Origin of the sequence: Pseudomonas sp. GW456-12-10-14-LB2 (assembly GCF_002884345.1) — a bacterium.
Taxonomy (GTDB): domain Bacteria; phylum Pseudomonadota; class Gammaproteobacteria; order Pseudomonadales; family Pseudomonadaceae; genus Aquipseudomonas; species Aquipseudomonas paraglycinae.
On sequence record NZ_POHV01000004.1, the window covers coordinates 21,121 to 39,682 of the forward strand.

Sequence of the window (18,562 nt, forward strand, 5' to 3'; positions counted from 1 at the left end):
ACCGCAGCCTGTGCCTTGTCAGCGCACGACTGCCGGGCTGAATCGCTGCGCCTCGTCCCACGCTTTTCCAAGAACGTTCGTTCCACCGGCAGGCCGCCTCTTTTCGGCCCAGACAATAAGGAATTTCCCGATGAGCATGCTCAAAGACCCGTCTTCGAAATACCGCGCGTTTCCTGTGATCAACCTGCCGGATCGCACCTGGCCGTCGAAGACCATCGATGCCGCGCCGATCTGGTGCAGCTCCGACCTGCGTGACGGCAACCAGTCGTTGATCGAGCCAATGGACGCGGTGAAAAAGCTGCGCTTCTGGAAAACCCTGGTGCAGGTGGGCGTGAAGGAAATCGAAGCCTCGTTCCCGGCCGCTTCGCAAACCGACTTCGACTTCGTGCGCACTCTGATCGAAGACGGCCACATCCCGGACGACACCACTATTCAAGTGCTGACCCAGGGCCGTGAAGACCTGATCGAGCGCACCTTTGAATCCCTGCGCGGGGCGAAGAAAGCCATCGTTCACCTGTACAACGCCACCTCCCCTTCTTTCCGTCGCATCGTGTTCAACCAGGACAAGGACGGGATCAAGGCCATCGCCGTGAACGCCGCCAAGCTGTTCGTCAAATACGCAGCCATGCAGCCGGACACCGAGTGGACCTTCGAGTACTCGCCGGAAACCTTCAGCGCCACCGAGCTGGAATTCGCCAAGGAAGTCTGTGACGCGGTGATCGAGGTCTGGAACCCGACGCCTGAGCACAAGATCATCCTCAACCTGCCGGCCACCGTTGAATGCGCGACGCCGAACGTCTACGCCGACCAGATCGAGTGGTTCCACCGCAACATCAACCGTCGTGACAGCGTGATCATCAGCCTGCACACCCACAACGACCGTGGCACCGGCGTGGCCGCCACCGAGTTGGGCCTGATGGCCGGCGCCGACCGCGTCGAAGGTTGCCTGTTCGGCAACGGCGAGCGCACCGGCAACGTCGACCTCGTCACCGTGGCACTGAACATGTACACCCAGGGCCTCGACCCGCAACTGGACTTCTCCGACATCGACGGCGTGCGCAAGGTCGTCGAAGAGTGCAACCAGATCCAGGTTCACCCGCGTCACCCATACGTCGGCGACCTGGTCCACACCGCGTTCTCCGGCTCCCACCAGGACGCGATCCGCAAGGGCTTCGCCCAGCAGAAATCCGACGCACTGTGGGAAGTACCGTACCTGCCGATCGACCCGGCCGACATCGGCCGCAGCTACGAGGCGGTGATCCGCGTCAACAGCCAGTCGGGCAAGGGTGGCATCGCCTACTTGCTGGAACAGGAATACGGCATCAGCCTGCCACGTCGCATGCAGATCGAATTCAGCCAGGTCGTGCAGCGTGAAACCGATCGCCTGGGCCTGGAGATGACCGCGCAGCAAATCCACGCGCTGCTGCACAGCGAATACCTGCAAGCCAACACCCCTTACGCGCTGGTCAGCCATCGTCTGCAGGAAGAAAACGGCAACAGCGCCGTCGAAGTGGAAGTGGCGAGCAAGGGTCAGGGCGAAACCAACCTGCACTGGCGCGGCAAGGGCAACGGCGCGCTGGAAGCGCTGGTGGCCGGTCTGCCGATTCCGGTGGAGATCATGGATTACAACGAACACGCCATCGGCGCGGGCACCAACGCCAAGGCGGCGGCCTACATCGAACTGCGTGTGAACGGCGAACGTGCGGTGCACGGCGTGGGCATCGATGAAAACATCACCACCGCCAGCTTCAAGGCCCTGTTCAGCGCGCTGAATCGCTCGCTGAGCCAGCCGGAAGCAAAAGCGGCGTAACTGACCGCTGCAATGAAAAAGGCCCCGGAGTGCGAACTCCGGGGCCTTTTTTTCCTGCCACTTTCTGATCGTTCCCACGCTCTGCGTGGGAATGCAGCTCGTGACGCTCTGCGTCCCTTGAGGCATTCCCACGCGGACGGTTCGACACCTCGAAGTGGGAACGATCTAGGCGACTTGGGCTATTAAGTGAACTCGAAGGTGTCCGCGTCAAGATTCGCCGGAAACCGCTCGCGGTAAGCCGCCAGCGAGGCCGCTTCCAGAACCACCTTGAACACTCCGTCAGCCTCCCCCGCCGCGAGCAACGTCTCGCCCTGGAAGTCCAGCACCTGACTATCGCCGGTGTAAGCGAAACCCTTGCCATCGGTGCCAACGCGATTGACCGCCGCTACATAGCACAGGTTTTCGATCGCCCGGGCCGGCAGCAACCGGTTCCAGTGCTGACGCCGCGCACCCGGCCAGTTGGCGGTGTACAGCAGCAGGTCGGTGTCCTGCGCATCACGGCTCCACACCGGGAAGCGCAGGTCGTAGCAGATCAGCGGACGCACCCGCCAGCCCTTGAGCTCGAACTGCACCTGGCGCTCGCCGGGGGTGTAGTGGTTGTGCTCGCCGGCCATGCGGAACAGGTGACGCTTGTCGTAATGCAGCACTTCGCCGTCCGGCCGCGCCCACAACAAACGGTTGCGGTGGCTGCCGTCGGCGGCCTGGATGATCACGCTGCCGGTGACGACCGCGTTCAGTTTCGCCGCCTGGATCCGCAGCCATTTGCTGGTCGGGCCGTTTTCGGCTTCGGCCAGGGTTTCGGACTCCATGGAGAATCCGGTGGTGAACATCTCCGGCAGGATGATCAGATCCGCACCGCGCGCCTGCTCCAGCAAAGCGTCGAAATGCTCGAGATTGGCCTGACGATCATGCCAGGCCAGACTGGTCTGGATCAGCGCCAGATTGAGATCGGGCAACGCACTCAGATCACGCATAGTTTGGCCGCCGCTTCCCGCAGCGTCTCCTCACGTTTGGCAAAGCACAGGCGCACCAGGCGCTGGCCTTCAGGTGGATTCTGGTAGAACACCGACACCGGAATACTCGCCACACCATGCTCGCGGGTCATCCACATCGCCATCTCGACATCGTTCAGGTCAGGGCGAATCTGCGAGTAATCGACCAGTTGGAAATAAGTGCCGGTGACCCGGGTGAAGCTGAATCGCGACGGTGCCAGCAGATCACAGAACAGATCGCGCTTGGCCTGATAGAAGCCCGGCAGCTCTTCGACGTGTTCCGGATGCTCGGCCATGTAGTCGGCCAAAGCAAACTGCAACGGGGTCACGCCGCAGAAACTGACGTATTGATGCACCTTGCGCAGCTCTGCCGTCAGGGCCGGCGGAGCCACAACGTAACCGGTTTTCCAGCCGGTGACGTGATAGGTCTTGCCGAACGAGCTGACCACGAAGGCGCGCTGATACAGCTCTTCATGGGCCAGCACGCTGACGTGCGGCACGCCGTCGAATACCAGGTGTTCGTAGACTTCGTCGCTGATCACGTAGATGTCGCGATCACGGATCAACGCTGCCAGTTGATCCAGCTCGGCACGGCTGATCAATGCACCGCTCGGATTATGCGGGGTGTTGAGGATGATCATCCGCGTGCGCGGGCTCAGGGCTGCGCTGAGTTTGTCGAAGTCGATGGAGAAATCTTTCAGGCCCAACTGCACATGCACGCAGCGCCCGCCGGCCAGCTCTACTGCAGGCTCGTAGCTGTCGTAAGCCGGGTCGAACACGATGACTTCGTCGCCGCTGTGGATAACCGCCTGGATCGCACAGAAGATTGCCTGGGTCGCGCCCGGGGTCACGGTCACTTCGTTATCGACATCGACATTGGCGCCATAACTGCGGGCGATTTTCGCCGCGATCTGCTGACGCAGCGCCGGCAGGCCGGTCATGGGCGAATACTGGTTATGACCGCTGGCGATGTGTCGACCGACCGCGTCGCGCAGTGCCTGCGGGCCGTCGAAATCGGGAAAACCCTGGGAAAGGTTGATCGCTCCGGTCTGCGCCGCGAGCTGAGACATCTGCGTGAAAATAGTGATGCCGACATTCGGCAGCTTGCTGGTGATCATCGGGAGCCCCTTGCAGGTGAGCTGCAAGTTTCAAGCTGCAAGCGACAAGTTTCAAGCATCAATCCATCGCCCACAAAAAAGGGCTCTGAACAGAGCCCTTCTTTACTTCCACGCTTTAACTTGAAGCTTGCAGCTCGAAACCCGCAGCTGCTCTTTTTACTTCTTGTCGCGACGCTTCTTGCTGGCCTTCTTGTTGTGCGACATCAAGCGACGCTTCTTGTTGACCTGGCGGTCGGTCAGCGTGTTCTTGTTGCCTTCGTACGGGTTCTCGCCGCCCTTGAACTCGATACGGATCGGCGTACCGACCAGTTTGAGCACACGGCGGTAAGTGTTTTCCAGATAGCGTACGTACGACTTCGGCACTTTCTCGATCTGGTTGCCGTGGATCACGATGATCGGCGGGTTCGCACCACCCAGGTGAGCGTAACGCAGCTTGATCCGGCGGCTGTTGACCATCGGCGGCTGGTGCTCGCTGACCGCATCTTCGAGAATCTGCGTCAGGCGGCTGGTCGGCCAGCGGGTGACCGCCGACTTGAACGAGTTCTGCACCGAGGCGTAAAGGTTGCCCACGCCAGTACCGTGCAGAGCCGAGATGAAGTGGATATCGGCGAAGTCAACGAAGAACAACCGACGCTGCAGCTCGACCTTCACGAAGTCACGCTCGCTCGGCGTCATGCCGTCCCACTTGTTGATCGCGATCACCAGCGCACGACCTGCTTCAAGGGCGAAGCCCAGCAGGTTGAGGTCGTGATCGACCACGCCTTCGCGGGCGTCCATCACGAAGATCACCACGTTGGCGTCTTTGATCGCCTGCAGGGTTTTGACCACGGAGAATTTTTCGACTTCTTCGTGGATCTTGCCGCGCTTGCGCACACCGGCGGTGTCGATCAGCGTGTACTTCTCGTCGTTACGCTCGAACGGGATGTAGATACTGTCGCGGGTAGTGCCGGGCTGGTCATAGACGATAACCCGGTCTTCACCGAGCATGCGGTTGACCAAGGTCGACTTGCCGACGTTCGGACGGCCGATGATGGCGATCTTGATCCCGTCTTTTTCGCTCGGGCCAGGAATGCGCTTGGCTTCCTCGCCTTCGGCGACCACTTCTTCCTCTTCACCTTCGGCCGGTTCGTCATCATCGCGCGGGAAGTCGCTCAGGGCGGCTTCCAGCAATTGCGTGATGCCGCGACCGTGGGCGCCGGCGATCGGGATCGCGTGGCCCATGCCCAGCGGGGCGAATTCGGCGCGGGCCATTTCCGGATCGATGTTGTCGACCTTGTTGGCAACCACGTGGGAACGCTTGTTACGTTTGCGCAAGTGTTCGGCGATCATCTGGTCGGCGGCGGTGAAACCGGCCTTGGCATCTACCAGGAACAGAACGACATCCGCTTCTTCGATGGCCAGCAGCGACTGCTCGGCCATTTTTTCGTCCATACCATGCTCGTCACCGGAGATACCGCCGGTGTCGATCAGAATGTAGGAACGCCCTTGCCACTTGGCCTCACCGTACTGGCGATCACGGGTCAGACCGGACAAGTCGCCGACGATGGCGTCGCGAGTCCTGGTCAGGCGGTTGAACAAGGTGGACTTGCCGACGTTCGGTCGGCCCACCAGGGCGATTACGGGAACCATGCGGCTCTCCACTTCGTTATTTCAGAAAATACAAAAGCCGCTGCGAGGCAGCGGCTGGTGCTCGGGGCAACACCCGTGGGTGCTGCAAACCCTGCAGAAGCAAGGCCGCCTGGGGAGTTAACCCCAAGCATAGTTGTTACTTGATGGTCAGGGCTTCCAGTTTGCCGCTGTTGCCATACACATAAATCGTGTCGCCCACCACCAGCGGACGGGCACGCAGGCCGTCGCTGTCGATGCGCTCGCGGCCGACGAAACGACCGTCCACCTGACTCAGCAGGTGCAGGTAACCTTCCAGGTCACCGACTGCAACGTAGCTGGAGAACACTTCCGGCGCCGACAGTTGACGACGGGCCAACGAGTCGTTGCTCCACAGTGCTGTGGTGGAACGCTCGTCGACGCCTTCAACGGTGCCCGACGACAGGCTTACGTAGACGTTGCCGAAACCCTGGGCAACACCGGCGTAGCTCGACGCGTCGCGCTGCCAGAGCTGACGGCCGCTTTCCAGATCCAGTGCCGCAACGCGACCCTGATAGCTGGCGACGTACAGGGTACCGCCGGACAACAGCAGACCGCCGTCGATGTCGACCACGCGCTCCAGTTCCGAACGACCTTGTGGAATCGCGATCCGCTGTTCCCAGACCGGCACGCCGTTGGAAATGTCGAGAGCGACCACTTTACCGGTCGACAGGCCCGCCACCGCGAGGCGGTTGGTGACGATCGGTGCGCTGGTGCCGCGCAGGGTCAGTACGGCCGGAGTGCTGTCATACACCCAACGCTGATTGCCGGTGGACGCGTCCAGACCGATCAGACGATCGTCCTGGGTCTGTACCACCACCACGTCACCGTTGTTGGCCGGTGGCGCGAGGACTTCGCTGTTGACGCGCGAGCGCCACTTCTCTTCACCGTTGATGGCGTCGAGGGCAACGACTTCACCGCGCAGGGTGCCGACCATGACCAGACCGTAACCCACGCCAACGGCGCCGGACACAGGCAGTTCAAGGTCTTTCTTCCATTTCACGTCGCCGTTGCCGCGATCCAGGCCCATCACGATACCGGTCACGTCGGCTGCGTAGATGGTGTCACCGTCGATCGCCGGTACCAGCATGTTGTACGTTTCGCCCTGACCGTCACCGATCGAGCGGCTCCACTGCTTGTGCAGGACCACTTCTTCTTTGAAGTCGGTCAGCTCGGCCGGTGGCAGTTCTTTTTTGCTGTTGCTGCTGCAACCCGCGGCCAGAATGGCCAGAGCCAGCAATGCTGCATGCTTCCAACGGATCACGTCACGCATCCCCTTTGGCCAGGTCGTCCAGCTTGATTTGAAGGCCACCGACCGCCGCTTCATCCGACAGTGCCGCCTTGGCTTTTTGATACGCCGCGTTCGCTTCGTCGGTACGGCCCAGCTGTACCAGCAGGTCGCCCTTGAGTTCTTCGCGAGTGGCCAGGAACGACTTGTCGGCATCGCCTTCGAGCAGTTTCAGGGCTTCGTCGGCCTTGTTCTGTGCGCCCAGTACCTGTGCCAGACGCTGACGGGCGATTTCGCCCAGCGCCGGGTTGGCCGGTTTGGCAACGATGGCCTTGAGTTCGGTCGCCGCGTCGTCCAGCTTGCCGCTGTCGACCGCTACCTTGGCCACGAACAGGCTGCCGTACTGCGCGTAGGCAGAACCGCCGAATTCGCTGTTGAGCTTGCCGGCCAGATCCGCGACGCGCGCGGCATCAGGCTTGCCGTCCGGGGTCAGCGTGGTTTCCAGCAATTGCTGATAGAGCACCGAGGCGCCTTGCGACTGGTTGCTCTGATACTTGTGATAAGCCTGCCAGCCGAACACGATGACCAGCGCCAACAGGCCGCCGGTGACCAGAGGTTTGCCGTTGCGTGTCCACCAGTCCTTCAAATCCGCCAACTGTTCGTCTTCGGTACTCGACACCCCAATACTCCTTAATCGCTAAATCGGCTGTTTGGACAGCTTCAACCCTGCACGACGCAGGTGGCCAGGTGTGCAGCGAGCGCATCCCAGGCAATGCTTTGTTGTTCGCCCTGGCCACGCAGGGGTTTGAAACCTACCACTTGCTGGGCCATTTCGTCGTCACCGAGGATCAGTGCGTACAACGCACCGCTCTTGTCGGCTTTCTTGAACTGGCTCTTGAAGCTGCCGGCGCCGGCATTGACTTGCAGGCGCAGGTTGGGCAGTTGGTCGCGTACACGCTCGGCCAGGGCCAGACCGGCCAGCTCTGCTTCTTCGCCGAAGGCGCAGAGATAGACGTCGACCTGACGGGAGATTTCTTCCGGGATCTGCTCCAGGGTTTCCAGCAGCAGCACCAGACGCTCGATACCCATGGCGAAACCGACGCCCGGGGTCGGCTTGCCGCCCATCTGCTCGACCAGACCGTCATAGCGCCCACCCGCGCAGACGGTGCCCTGGGCGCCGAGCTTGTCGGTGACCCATTCGAATACGGTTTTGCTGTAGTAATCCAGACCACGCACCAGCTTCGGGTTGAGCACGTAAGGAATGCCGACGGCATCCAGACGGGCCTTCAGCCCTTCGAAGTGGGCACGGGATTCGTCATCCAGGTAATCCGCCATTTTCGGCGCATCGACCAGCACGGCCTGGGTGTCGGCATTTTTGGTGTCGAGCACGCGCAGCGGGTTGGTTTTCAGGCGACGCTGGCTGTCTTCGTCCAGTTTGTCGTGGTGCGCCGAGAGGTACTCGACCAGCGCTTCACGATAACGGCCGCGGGACTCGCTGGTGCCGAGGCTGTTGAGTTCGAGCTTGACCGCATCGCGAATGCCCAGCTCGCCCCACAGGCGCCAGGTCATGATGATCAGTTCGGCGTCGATGTCCGGACCGTCGAGGTTGAACACCTCCAGACCGATCTGGTGGAACTGGCGATAACGGCCTTTCTGTGGACGCTCGTGACGGAACATCGGGCCGATGTACCAGAGCTTCTGCACCTGGCCACCGCCGGTGATGCCGTGCTCGAGCACCGCACGCACGCACGCAGCCGTGCCTTCCGGACGCAGGGTCAGGGAGTCGCCGTTGCGGTCTTCGAAGGTGTACATCTCTTTTTCGACGATGTCGGTCACTTCACCGATCGAGCGCTTGAACAGCTCGGTGAACTCGACGATCGGCATGCGGATCTGCTTGTAACCGTAGTTATCCAGCAGACGCGAAACGGTGCCTTCGAAATAACGCCATACCGGCGTCTGTTCCGGCAGGATGTCGTTCATGCCACGAATGGCTTGCAGAGACTTGCTCACAGAATTTCCTTAATTCGTTCGATCAGCCGCGCGCGATAACCGCTGCGTCAGCTTCGACCTTCTCGGCCGCTTTCTCGCGGATCAGCTTTTCCAGCTCGTCCACCAGATTGTCATTCGTCAGTTTCTGCGACGGCTTGCCGTCGATGTAAATCAGGTTTGGCGTGCCGCCGGTCAAGCCGATATGGGCTTCCTTGGCTTCGCCGGGGCCGTTGACCACGCAACCGATCACCGCGACATCCAGCGGCACCAGCAGGTCTTCAAGGCGCCCTTCCAGCTCGTTCATGGTCTTGACCACATCGAAGTTCTGCCGCGAGCAGCTCGGGCAGGCGATGAAGTTGATGCCACGGGAACGCAGATGCAAAGACTTGAGAATGTCGTAACCGACCTTCACTTCCTCGACCGGGTCGGCCGCCAGCGAGATGCGGATAGTATCGCCAATCCCCTCGGCGAGCAGCATACCTAGGCCCACGGCGGATTTCACTGTACCGGAGCGCAATCCGCCGGCTTCGGTGATGCCCAGGTGCAGCGGCTGGACGATTTCCTTGGCCAGCAGACGGTAGGCTTCAACGGCCATGAACACGTCGGAAGCCTTCACGCTGACCTTGAAGTCCTGGAAATTCAGGCGTTCGAGGTGTTCGACGTGACGCAGGGCGGACTCGACCAGCGCGGCCGGGGTCGGCTCGCCGTATTTCTTTTGCAGGTCTTTTTCCAGGGAACCAGCGTTGACGCCGATGCGGATCGGGATCCCGCGGTCACGGGCGGCATCGACCACCGCACGCACGCGGTCTTCGCGACCGATGTTGCCCGGGTTGATGCGCAGGCAGTCCACACCCAGTTCGGCCACGCGCAAAGCGATCTTGTAGTCGAAATGGATGTCGGCAACCAACGGCACCTTGACCAGTTGCTTGATCTTGCCGAACGCCTCGGCGGCGTCCATGTCCGGTACCGACACGCGGACGATGTCGACGCCGGCAGCTTCCAGACGGTTGATCTGTGCGACGGTGGCAGCGACGTCATTGGTGTCGCTGTTGGTCATGCTCTGCACAGCGATAGGGGCATCGCCGCCCACGGGCACGTTACCGACCCAGATCTTGCGCGATTCGCGACGTTTGATTGGAGATTCGCCGTGCATGACTTATTGACCCAACTTCAGGCGAGCGGTCTCGCCACTGGTGAACGGAGCGACATCGACCGGCTGGCCGTTGTAGCTGACCTGCGCGCCACGGGCAACGCCCAGACGCACGGCAAACGGAGGCTTGCCAACGACAGACAGGCTGTCGCCCTTACGCTTGAGGCCGCTGTACAGCACTTTGCCGCTGCCATCGGTCACTTGAGTCCAGCAATCGGCGATGAACTGCACTTGAACCTGGCCTTGACCTGCGGCCGGAGCAACGGGCGCTGTCGGCGCGGGTGCAGCGACGGCCGGGGCTGCCGGGGCAGTGACGGTCGGTGCAGGCGTGGCCGGAGCGGCTGGCGCCGGATTCGCTGGAGCAGCAACCACAGGCGCCGGCGTATGAGCCGGTGCAGCCGGAGTAGCGGCTGGCGCAGCAGGTGCCGGAGCAACCGGTGCGGTGGCTGGAGCCGTGGCCTCGGTCTCGGCGCCGGTCGATTCAGCCGTGGATTCCGATTGAGGCAGTGCCAGAGCGGTCGACCCCTCGGCTTCGCCTTCCGCGACGGCCTGGTCTTCCGGCTCGTCGAGCGGATGAATCTGGGTGGTGCCGTCGGCGCCTTCGACTTCGACGTGCTCCGGTGCCAGGCCAATCAGGTCCTTGGTGCGCTGCGAAGTCTGATCCTGCCACCAGACGAATCCACCGCCGATGACCGCAATCAGCAGCAACAGGCTGACGATACGCAAAATGGTGTGGGAAACCCGTACCGGCTCTTCGATACGGCCCAGAGCGTGGACGTTGCTGCCCTGGGAATCGGTGCCGGTAGACTGGTCGAATTGCTGGACCAGAACGGTCTGATCCATGCCGAGCAATTTGGCGTAGGCGCGAATGTAACCGCGAGCGAAGGTATGCCCGGGCAACTTGTCGAATGCGCCGGCTTCAAGATTGCTCAGGGAAGTCACGGTGAGGTTGAGCTTGAGGGCCACTTCGGCCAGCGACCAGCCATTGCTTTCGCGGGCCTGGCGCAGGGTCTCACCGGGGTTAACGCGATTCGCTGCTACAACTTCGGGATGCGCCGCTTTCATCATTGCTCCGACAGGTATTGCTGATATTCCGGCGTACCGGGATAGAGTCGTTTTAATTGCAGGCCCGCACTGGCGGCCTTGTCGCGATCTTCAAATACTTTTGCCAACCGAACGGCGAGCAACAGACTACGTGCATTTTGCTCGGAGAGCTGGCTGAAACGGTCGTAATAGTCACGCGCGGGCACATAATGCCTGTCTTCGAATGACAACTCAGCCATTTCCAGCAATGCACGTGGCTGCTGACGGTTCAAACGCAGCGCTTTTTCCAGCTGCTGCTGCGCCAGATCACGCTCCCCAAGCTTCGCCGCCGTCATGCCGAGGTTCTCGAACACCCGCGAACGCTCAGGATACAGGGTATCGGCGGCCGCCTGTTCAAAACGCTCGTAGGCTTCCTTGTAACGCTGTTCTTCGTAGAGAAAACTGCCGTAGTTGTTGAGGATGCGCGCATCGGCGGGACGGGAGGACAAGGCTTTGCGGAAGTGTTCGTCAGCAAGCGCAGGTTCCATTTCAGCCTGGAACACCAGCCCCAGCGCGGCATTGGCGTCGGGATCCGAACCGTCCAGCTCCAGGGCCTTCTTCAGTGGAACCTTGGCCCGCTCGGTCATGCCCTGCTGCAAGTATCCCAGCCCCAGCTGCACGTAGGCAGCCCGCGCTTCGTCACGGCCCTTGCTGGTCTTCATCGGGTTGTAATCGCCCGACAGGACACAACCAGCACACAGGCTGGCCAACAGCAACAGCAGCGCAAAGCGCAGGGACATAGAGATCCTCTCTTAGTTAGTGTTCGCGGCGTTCTGCGCCAGATCGCTGTCGGCGCTCAATTCGCGCACGGCGATGTAACGTTCGCTGCGACGGGTGCGATCCAGCACCTGCCCTACCAATTGACCACAAGCCGCGTCGATGTCTTCACCACGGGTGGTGCGCACGGTGACGTTGAAACCGGCCTGGTGAAGCTGATCCTGGAACCGGCGGATGGCGTTGTTGCTCGGCCGCTCGTACCCGGAATGCGGGAACGGGTTGAACGGAATCAGGTTGATCTTGCACGGAATGTTCTTCAGCAGCTCGATCATTTCCACGGCGTGCTCAAGCTTGTCGTTGACGTCCTTGAGCAAGGTGTACTCGATGGTCAGCACGCGCTTCTCGCCCAGTTCGGACATGTAGCGCTGGCACGACTCGAGCAGCATCTTAAGCGGATATTTCTTGTTGATCGGCACCAATTGGTTACGCAATGCGTCATTCGGTGCGTGCAGGGACAACGCCAGGGATACGTCGATGTGCTTGGCCAGCTCATCGATCATCGGCACCACACCCGACGTGGACAGGGTCACGCGGCGCTTGGAGATCCCGTAGCCCAGGTCATCCATCATCAGATGCATGGCGGCCACGACGTTGTCGAAGTTCAGCAGCGGTTCGCCCATGCCCATCATCACCACGTTGGTGATGGCGCGGTCGATGGTAGCCGGAACACTGCCGAAGGATTTGTTGGCAATCCACACCTGACCGATGACTTCGGCGGCGGTGAGGTTGCTGTTGAAGCCTTGCTTGCCGGTGGAGCAGAAACTGCAGTCCAGGGCACAGCCTGCCTGGGACGAAACGCACAGAGTGCCGCGTTTGCCCTGGGGAATGTAAACGGTCTCGACGCAGCTGCCGGACGCCACGCGCACCACCCACTTGCGGGTGCCGTCGCTGGAAATGTCCTCGCTGACCACTTCGGGACCACGGACCTCAGCAACAGCCTTGAGCTTTTCGCGCAAGGCCTTGCTGACGTTCGTCATGGCGTCGAAATCATCGACGCCAAAGTGGTGAATCCATTTCATTACCTGACCGGCACGGAATCGCTTCTCCCCGATTGAGTCGAAGAATTTTTCCATTTCCGGCTGGGTCAGACCCAGCAGGTTGGTTTTAACAGTCGATGTCGTCATGGATTCACCTTCACTCTTAAGCCAATGCTTAGCGAGTGGTTACTTCAGTAGCTGCGAAGAAGTAAGCGATTTCGCGAGCAGCAGCGGCTTCGGAGTCCGAACCGTGAACGGCGTTGGCGTCGATCGATTCAGCGAAGTCAGCACGGATGGTGCCTGGAGCAGCTTCTTTAGGGTTGGTAGCGCCCATCAGCTCACGGTTGCGAGCGATGGCGTTTTCGCCTTCCAGAACCTGAACAACAACAGGACCCGAAGTCATGAAGGCAACCAGGTCGCCGAAGAAACCACGAGCGCTGTGCTCAGCGTAGAAGCCTTCGGCTTCGGCTTTGGACAGTTGCTTCAGTTTCGAAGCTACAACGCGCAGGCCAGCGTCTTCGAAGCGAGTGGTGATCTTGCCGATCACGTTTTTAGCAACGGCGTCAGGCTTGATGATGGAGAAAGTACGTTGAACAGCCATGGTGTAACTCCAGAAACGGTAATTTGCGAAAAATTAAACCCGCGAATTATACGCGGGTTCTTGGGTATTGCCTAACCTGCGAGGACGATCAGTCTATTTCATCATTCCAGAGCTGCTGAACCGCTTCCAACACCTTCTCGCCGACACGGCCAGAGTTGTTGTCGAAGTCAGGCAGCTCCATGATCCATCGCTGCAGGTCGACGAAATTGACAGAAAACGGATCTACACCCGGCTTGGCTTCCGCCAGCTCTTCTGCAATACGTTGAACATCATTCCAACCGTAGCTCATGACAGTCTTACCAGTCAGTGCGGCGCTTCGGCCGCATGGTTAAGCGAATATTTCGGAATTTCTACGGTGATGTCTTCTTCACCGACGATCGCCTGACAAGCCAGGCGCGACTGGGCTTCCAGACCCCAGGCACGATCAAGGAAATCTTCCTCCAACTCGTCAGCTTCTTCCAGCGAGTCAAAACCCTCGCGGATGATGCAGTGACAAGTGGTGCAGGCGCAGACGCCGCCGCAGGCGCTTTCCATCTCGATGTGGTGTTCGTGAGCCAGTTCGAGGATCGACGTGCCAGGCGCAGCGTCAACGACCATGCCTTCAGGGCAGAACTTCTCGTGGGGCAGAAAAATGACCTGCGGCATCAGATATCCTCGATTTCATTCAGATTGCGCCCCGACAGAGCGGCTTTCACCGTCTGATCCATACGACGGGCTGCAAAAGCATCGGTCACTTGCGACAGACGCTTGGTCTGCTGCTCGATGGCGTAGCCATCGGTGCCTTTCATCAGTTCGGTCAGTTCCTGCACCTGCAGATCGATGACCATGCGCTCTTCGGCGTCGAGCAAACGCTCGCCATCCGCCTCAAGAGCGCCCTGCACCGCTTCGATCAGGCGCTGGGCATCGACTTGCTGCTCGCGAAGAACGCGGGCGACCTTGTCGTCATTGGCGTGCTGGAACGAATCTTTCAGCATCTTGGCGATTTCGCCATCAGTCAGGCCATAGGACGGCTTGACCTGAATGCTGGCTTCAACGCCCGAACCCAGTTCACGGGCAGAGACGCTGAGCAGGCCGTCGGCATCGACCTGGAAGGTCACACGAATTTTCGCCGCACCGGCCACCATCGCCGGGATGCCGCGCAATTCGAAGCGAGCCAGCGAGCGGCAATCGCTGATCAGCTCACGCTCGCCCTGCAATACGTGGATCGCCATGGCCGACTGGCCATCTTTATAAGTAGTGAAGTCCTGGGCGCGAGCGACGGGGATGGTGGTGTTACGCGGAATCACCTTCTCCATCAGGCCGCCCATGGTTTCCAGCCCCAGGGACAGCGGAATCACGTCGAGCAGCAACAGTTCGCCGCCATCGCGCTTGTTGCCAGCCAGCGTATCGGCCTGGATCGCGGCACCGATGGCCACCACTTGATCCGGGTCGATTTCGGTCAGCGGCTGACGACCGAAGGCTTCGGCGACGGCTTCACGAACACGCGGAACGCGGGTCGAACCACCGACCATGACCACGGCGTGCACGTCTTCCAGCTCGACGCCGGAATCGCGGACGGCGCGGCGGCAGGCTTTCAGGCTGCGGGCGACCATTGGCTCGATCAGCGCATCGAAGGCTTCGCGGGTCAGTTGCGCTTTCCAGTCACCGTAGGCAACTTCAACACTGTCAGAGTCCGTCAGGGCTTCTTTGGCTGCGCAGGCGGTTTGCAGCAGGCTGCGTTGTGCGCCCGGATCGAGGTCGGCGGACAAACCGGCGCTCTCGATGATCCAGCCGGCAATCGCATGATCGAAATCATCGCCACCCAGCGCACTGTCGCCGCCAGTGGCCAGCACTTCGAAGACACCGCCAGTCAGGCGCAGAATCGAAATATCGAATGTGCCGCCGCCCAGGTCATAAATCGCGACCAGGCCTTCGGCATGTTGATCCAGACCGTATGCCACCGCCGCAGCGGTCGGCTCGTTGAGCAGACGCAACACGTTCAGACCGGCGAGTTTCGCCGCGTCCTTGGTAGCCTGGCGCTGAGCATCGTCGAAATACGCCGGAACGGTGATCACCGCGCCCACCAGCTCACCGCCAAGGGTGGCTTCAGCGCGCTGACGCAATACTTTCAGGATATCGGCGGAAACTTCGACCGGGCTTTTCGGGCCCTGCACGGTGTCGATGAACGGCATGTGCGATTCGCCACCGAGAAAGCGGTACGGCAGTTGATCGCCCAATTGCTTGACGTCGGACAGACCACGCCCCATCAGGCGCTTGACCGACAGCACGGTGTTCAGGGGATCGGAGGATGCGGCCAGCTTGGCCGACTCGCCGACTTCGACGCGATCGGCGTGATAACGCACGGCGGAAGGCAGGATGACCCGCCCTTCGGCATCGGCCAGCGGTTCGGAAAGACCACTGCGCAACGCAGCGACCAGCGAATTGGTAGTACCCAAGTCGATCCCCACAGCCAGACGACGCTGGTGCGGTTGAGGACTTTGGCCGGGTTCGGCGATCTGCAGTAGGGCCATCGTGATCAGGACTTATCTGTATATCAGGCGTGCGACCGGAGCGGCACTGGGTTAATCGTCGAGGCGCTCTTCTAACTGGCGCACTTCGTAGGTGAGCTTGTCGAGGAACTGCATGCGCCGCATCAGGCGTTCGGCCTGCTCGCGTTGCGCTGCATCATCCCAACAGGCTGCGAAGCTTTCGTTGAGCTCTTCCTGGGCGGTTTTCAGGCGACGCTTGAACGCCGCGACACCGTCCAGATCGGCACTGTCCTGCAGATCTTCGAGCTCTTCGCGCCATTGCATCTGCTGCAGAAGAAACTCGGGATCGTGGACGGTGACTTCCATCGGCACTTCATGCCCGCTGATGGTCAGCAGGTAACGTGCACGCTGGGCCGGACTCTTGAGCGTCTGGTAGGCATCGTTGAGCCGCGCAGACTGCTCGAGCGCCGACCGCTGCTCGCGCTCGGAAGCATCGGCAAAGCGGTCAGGATGAACGCCGCGCGCCAACTCGCGATAGCGCGTGGCCAACTGCTCGAGATCCAGACGAAAGCCCGGTTGCAGCTCGAATAAAGCGAAATGACAAGGAATACCCACGACAAGCCTCAGATGTTGAAGCTTTCGCCGCAGCCACATTCACCGCGTACGTTGGGGTTGTTGAACTTGAAGCCTTCGTTCAACCCTTCCTTGACGAAGTCGAGCTCGGTGCCGTCGAGGTAGGCCAGGCTCTTCGGGTCGATGATCACTTTTTCGCCGTGACTCTCGAACACCTGATCTTCTGCAACCACCTCGTCGACAAACTCCAGCACGTAGGCAAGGCCGGAACAGCCCGTGGTGCGAACACCCAGACGAATCCCTTCACCCTTGCCGCGCCCGTCGAGGGAGCGTCGCACGTGTCGAGCAGCCGCTTCTGTCATGCTGATAGCCATCATTGACTCCTTACTCGTCCAATGCTTAGATCAAGCCTTTCTTCTGCTTGTAATCGCGAACGGCGGCCTTGATGGCGTCTTCAGCGAGAACCGAGCAGTGGATTTTCACTGGCGGCAGGGCCAGTTCTTCGGCCAGCTGAGTGTTCTTGATGGTTTCAGCTTCGTCCAGGGTCTTGCCCTTCATCCACTCGGTAGCGAGGGAGCTGGAGGCGATAGCCGAACCGCAGCCGTAGGTCTTGAACTTGGCGTCTTCGATAACGCCCTGATCGTTGACCTTGATTTGCAGACGCATCACGTCGCCGCACGCCGGAGCGCCGACCATGCCGGTGCCGACATCAGGATCTTCCGCGTTCATCTTGCCGACGTTGCGCGGGTTTTCGTAGTGGTCGATGACCTTTTCGCTGTAAGCCATGATTCTCAATCCTCACTCATCAGGGCCGCTCTTGAGACCCTGCAACTGCGCTGCGTAAACCGCCGCGTCGCTACAGGATCTGTATCCGGCGGCTTCTATATTTAGTGTGCCGCCCACTCGATCTTCGAGATATCGACGCCGTCTTTGTACATGTCCCACAGCGGCGACAGAGCGCGCAGCTTGGTAACGGCCTCGCAGACTTTCTGCGCGGCGTAGTCGATTTCTTCTTCGGTGGTGAAACGGCCGAAGGTGAAACGGATCGAGCTGTGTGCCAGTTCGTCGTTGCGGCCCAGGGCGCGCAGTACGTACGAAGGCTCAAGCGACGCCGAGGTGCAGGCCGAACCGGACGAAACCGCCAGATCCTTGAGCGCCATGATCAGCGACTCGCCTTCAACGTAGTTGAAGCTCAGGTTCAGGTTGTGCGGAACGCGGGCGGTCAGGCTGCCGTTGACGTACAGCTCTTCCAGGTGCTCGACCTGCTTGTAGAAACGGTCGCTCAACGCCTTGATGCGGACGTTTTCGGCAGCCATGTCTTCCTTGGCCACACGGAACGCTTCGCCCATGCCGACGATCTGGTGAGTCGCCAGGGTGCCGGAACGCATGCCGCGCTCGTGACCGCCGCCGTGCATGGTCGCTTCGATGCGCACACGCGGCTTGCGGCTGACGTACAGCGCGCCGATGCCTTTAGGGCCGTAGGTCTTGTGGGCGGAGAACGACATCATGTCGACTTTCAGTTTCTGCAGGTCGATTTCGACCTTGCCGGTGGACTGAGCGGCGTCGACGTGGAACAGGATGCCTTTGGAGCGAAGCAGCTCGCCGATGGCGGCGATATCGTTGACGGTGCCGATTTCGTTGTTCACGTGCATCACCGACACCAGGATGGTGTCTTCGCGCAGCGCGGCTTCGATCATGGCCGGGGTGATCAGGCCATCTTCGGTCGGATCGAGGTAGGTGACTTCGAAACCTTCACGCTCCAGCTGGCGCATGGTGTCGAGGACAGCCTTGTGTTCGATCTTGGAGGTGATCAGGTGCTTGCCCTTGGAGGCGTAGAAATGTGCCGCACCCTTGATTGCCAGGTTGTCGGACTCGGTGGCACCGGAGGTCCAGACGATTTCACGCGGGTCGGCGTTGACCAGATCGGCCACCTGACGACGGGCGTTTTCGACGGACTCTTCGGCTTTCCAGCCGAACACGTGGGAACGGGACGCCGGGTTACCGAAGTTTCCGTCGACCAGCAGGCATTCACTCATTTTTTGCGCAACGCGCGGATCGACCGGGGTGGTCGCAGAGTAATCAAGGTAAATCGGCAATTTCATGGACTATCTCCTAAATCAGGCTGGCTGGCGTGCCGCTAGCTCTCTGGCTG

The 18,562-nt window shown here is 60.6% G+C and carries 19 protein-coding genes; 1 reads left to right on the forward strand and 18 read right to left on the reverse strand.

Annotation, left to right across the window (positions count from 1 at the left end; translation table 11 throughout):
- Positions 1-130 precede the first annotated feature (130 nt).
- Positions 131-1,810, forward strand: a complete 1,680-nt coding sequence (gene leuA / locus C1X29_RS03545; RefSeq protein WP_007956672.1) for a 2-isopropylmalate synthase — start codon at positions 131-133, stop codon at positions 1,808-1,810.
- Between the two features lie 182 nt (positions 1,811-1,992).
- On the opposite strand, the gene C1X29_RS03550 is transcribed toward leuA, so the two are convergent.
- The 18 genes from C1X29_RS03550 to C1X29_RS03635 form a co-directional block, all read right to left on the reverse strand.
- Positions 1,993-2,784: an amidohydrolase gene (locus C1X29_RS03550; protein WP_085745310.1), complete on the reverse strand. Its 792-nt coding sequence runs from the start codon at positions 2,782-2,784 to the stop codon at positions 1,993-1,995.
- Positions 2,772-3,920, reverse strand: a complete 1,149-nt coding sequence (locus C1X29_RS03555) for a pyridoxal phosphate-dependent aminotransferase (RefSeq protein ID WP_102716889.1) — start codon at positions 3,918-3,920, stop codon at positions 2,772-2,774. The genes C1X29_RS03550 and C1X29_RS03555 overlap by 13 nt, the downstream gene beginning before the upstream one ends.
- Positions 3,921-4,076: 156 nt before the next feature.
- Positions 4,077-5,549, reverse strand: coding sequence for a ribosome biogenesis GTPase Der (gene der, locus C1X29_RS03560; protein WP_007956675.1), 1,473 nt, complete (start codon positions 5,547-5,549; stop codon positions 4,077-4,079).
- Positions 5,550-5,685: 136 nt separating this feature from the next.
- Positions 5,686-6,837, reverse strand: a complete 1,152-nt coding sequence (gene bamB, locus C1X29_RS03565) for an outer membrane protein assembly factor BamB (RefSeq protein ID WP_039765728.1) — start codon at positions 6,835-6,837, stop codon at positions 5,686-5,688.
- The gene (locus C1X29_RS03570) at positions 6,830-7,471 is read right to left on the reverse strand and encodes a tetratricopeptide repeat protein (protein WP_011335807.1); all 642 of its coding nucleotides are present in this window, start codon (positions 7,469-7,471) and stop codon (positions 6,830-6,832) included. Before C1X29_RS03570 ends, bamB begins: the two co-directional genes overlap by 8 nt.
- 41 nt (positions 7,472-7,512) lie before the next feature.
- Positions 7,513-8,802 (reverse strand): histidine--tRNA ligase, encoded by a 1,290-nt coding sequence (gene hisS / locus C1X29_RS03575; protein ID WP_064383908.1) that lies wholly within the window; start codon positions 8,800-8,802, stop codon positions 7,513-7,515.
- A 22-nt stretch (positions 8,803-8,824) separates the two neighbouring features.
- Positions 8,825-9,934 carry a flavodoxin-dependent (E)-4-hydroxy-3-methylbut-2-enyl-diphosphate synthase gene (gene ispG / locus C1X29_RS03580; protein ID WP_007956680.1) on the reverse strand — a complete coding sequence of 370 codons (1,110 nt, stop codon included), beginning with the start codon at positions 9,932-9,934 and terminating at the stop codon, positions 8,825-8,827.
- A gap of 3 nt (positions 9,935-9,937) precedes the next feature.
- Positions 9,938-10,996, reverse strand: a complete 1,059-nt coding sequence (locus C1X29_RS03585; RefSeq protein WP_102716890.1) for a RodZ domain-containing protein — start codon at positions 10,994-10,996, stop codon at positions 9,938-9,940.
- Complete coding sequence (gene pilW, locus C1X29_RS03590) at positions 10,996-11,754, reverse strand: type IV pilus biogenesis/stability protein PilW (protein ID WP_085745313.1); 759 nt, start codon at positions 11,752-11,754, stop codon at positions 10,996-10,998. The genes C1X29_RS03585 and pilW overlap by 1 nt, the downstream gene beginning before the upstream one ends.
- A 12-nt stretch (positions 11,755-11,766) precedes the next feature.
- Positions 11,767-12,915 carry a 23S rRNA (adenine(2503)-C(2))-methyltransferase RlmN gene (gene rlmN, locus C1X29_RS03595; protein ID WP_007956683.1) on the reverse strand — a complete coding sequence of 383 codons (1,149 nt, stop codon included), beginning with the start codon at positions 12,913-12,915 and terminating at the stop codon, positions 11,767-11,769.
- Positions 12,916-12,943: 28 nt separating this feature from the next.
- Positions 12,944-13,369 carry a nucleoside-diphosphate kinase gene (gene ndk, locus C1X29_RS03600; RefSeq protein WP_039765715.1) on the reverse strand — a complete coding sequence of 142 codons (426 nt, stop codon included), beginning with the start codon at positions 13,367-13,369 and terminating at the stop codon, positions 12,944-12,946.
- 88 nt (positions 13,370-13,457) lie between these two features.
- A complete protein-coding gene (gene iscX / locus C1X29_RS03605; protein WP_085684618.1) occupies positions 13,458-13,658 on the reverse strand; it encodes a Fe-S cluster assembly protein IscX in 201 nt (66 codons plus the stop codon).
- A gap of 14 nt (positions 13,659-13,672) precedes the next feature.
- Positions 13,673-14,014, reverse strand: a complete 342-nt coding sequence (fdx, locus tag C1X29_RS03610; RefSeq protein ID WP_007956685.1) for an ISC system 2Fe-2S type ferredoxin — start codon at positions 14,012-14,014, stop codon at positions 13,673-13,675.
- The gene (gene hscA, locus C1X29_RS03615) at positions 14,014-15,879 is read right to left on the reverse strand and encodes a Fe-S protein assembly chaperone HscA (RefSeq protein WP_102716891.1); all 1,866 of its coding nucleotides are present in this window, start codon (positions 15,877-15,879) and stop codon (positions 14,014-14,016) included. Before hscA ends, fdx begins: the two co-directional genes overlap by 1 nt.
- A gap of 51 nt (positions 15,880-15,930) precedes the next feature.
- Entirely contained in the window at positions 15,931-16,452 is a 522-nt protein-coding gene (gene hscB / locus C1X29_RS03620; RefSeq protein ID WP_007956687.1) for a co-chaperone HscB, read from the reverse strand.
- 8 nt (positions 16,453-16,460) lie between these two features.
- Positions 16,461-16,784 carry an iron-sulfur cluster assembly protein IscA gene (gene iscA / locus C1X29_RS03625; protein ID WP_003227904.1) on the reverse strand — a complete coding sequence of 108 codons (324 nt, stop codon included), beginning with the start codon at positions 16,782-16,784 and terminating at the stop codon, positions 16,461-16,463.
- A gap of 25 nt (positions 16,785-16,809) precedes the next feature.
- Positions 16,810-17,196, reverse strand: coding sequence for a Fe-S cluster assembly scaffold IscU (gene iscU / locus C1X29_RS03630; RefSeq protein ID WP_003227907.1), 387 nt, complete (start codon positions 17,194-17,196; stop codon positions 16,810-16,812).
- Positions 17,197-17,297: 101 nt separating this feature from the next.
- The gene (locus tag C1X29_RS03635) at positions 17,298-18,512 is read right to left on the reverse strand and encodes an IscS subfamily cysteine desulfurase (RefSeq protein WP_007956689.1); all 1,215 of its coding nucleotides are present in this window, start codon (positions 18,510-18,512) and stop codon (positions 17,298-17,300) included.
- Positions 18,513-18,562 lie beyond the last annotated feature (50 nt).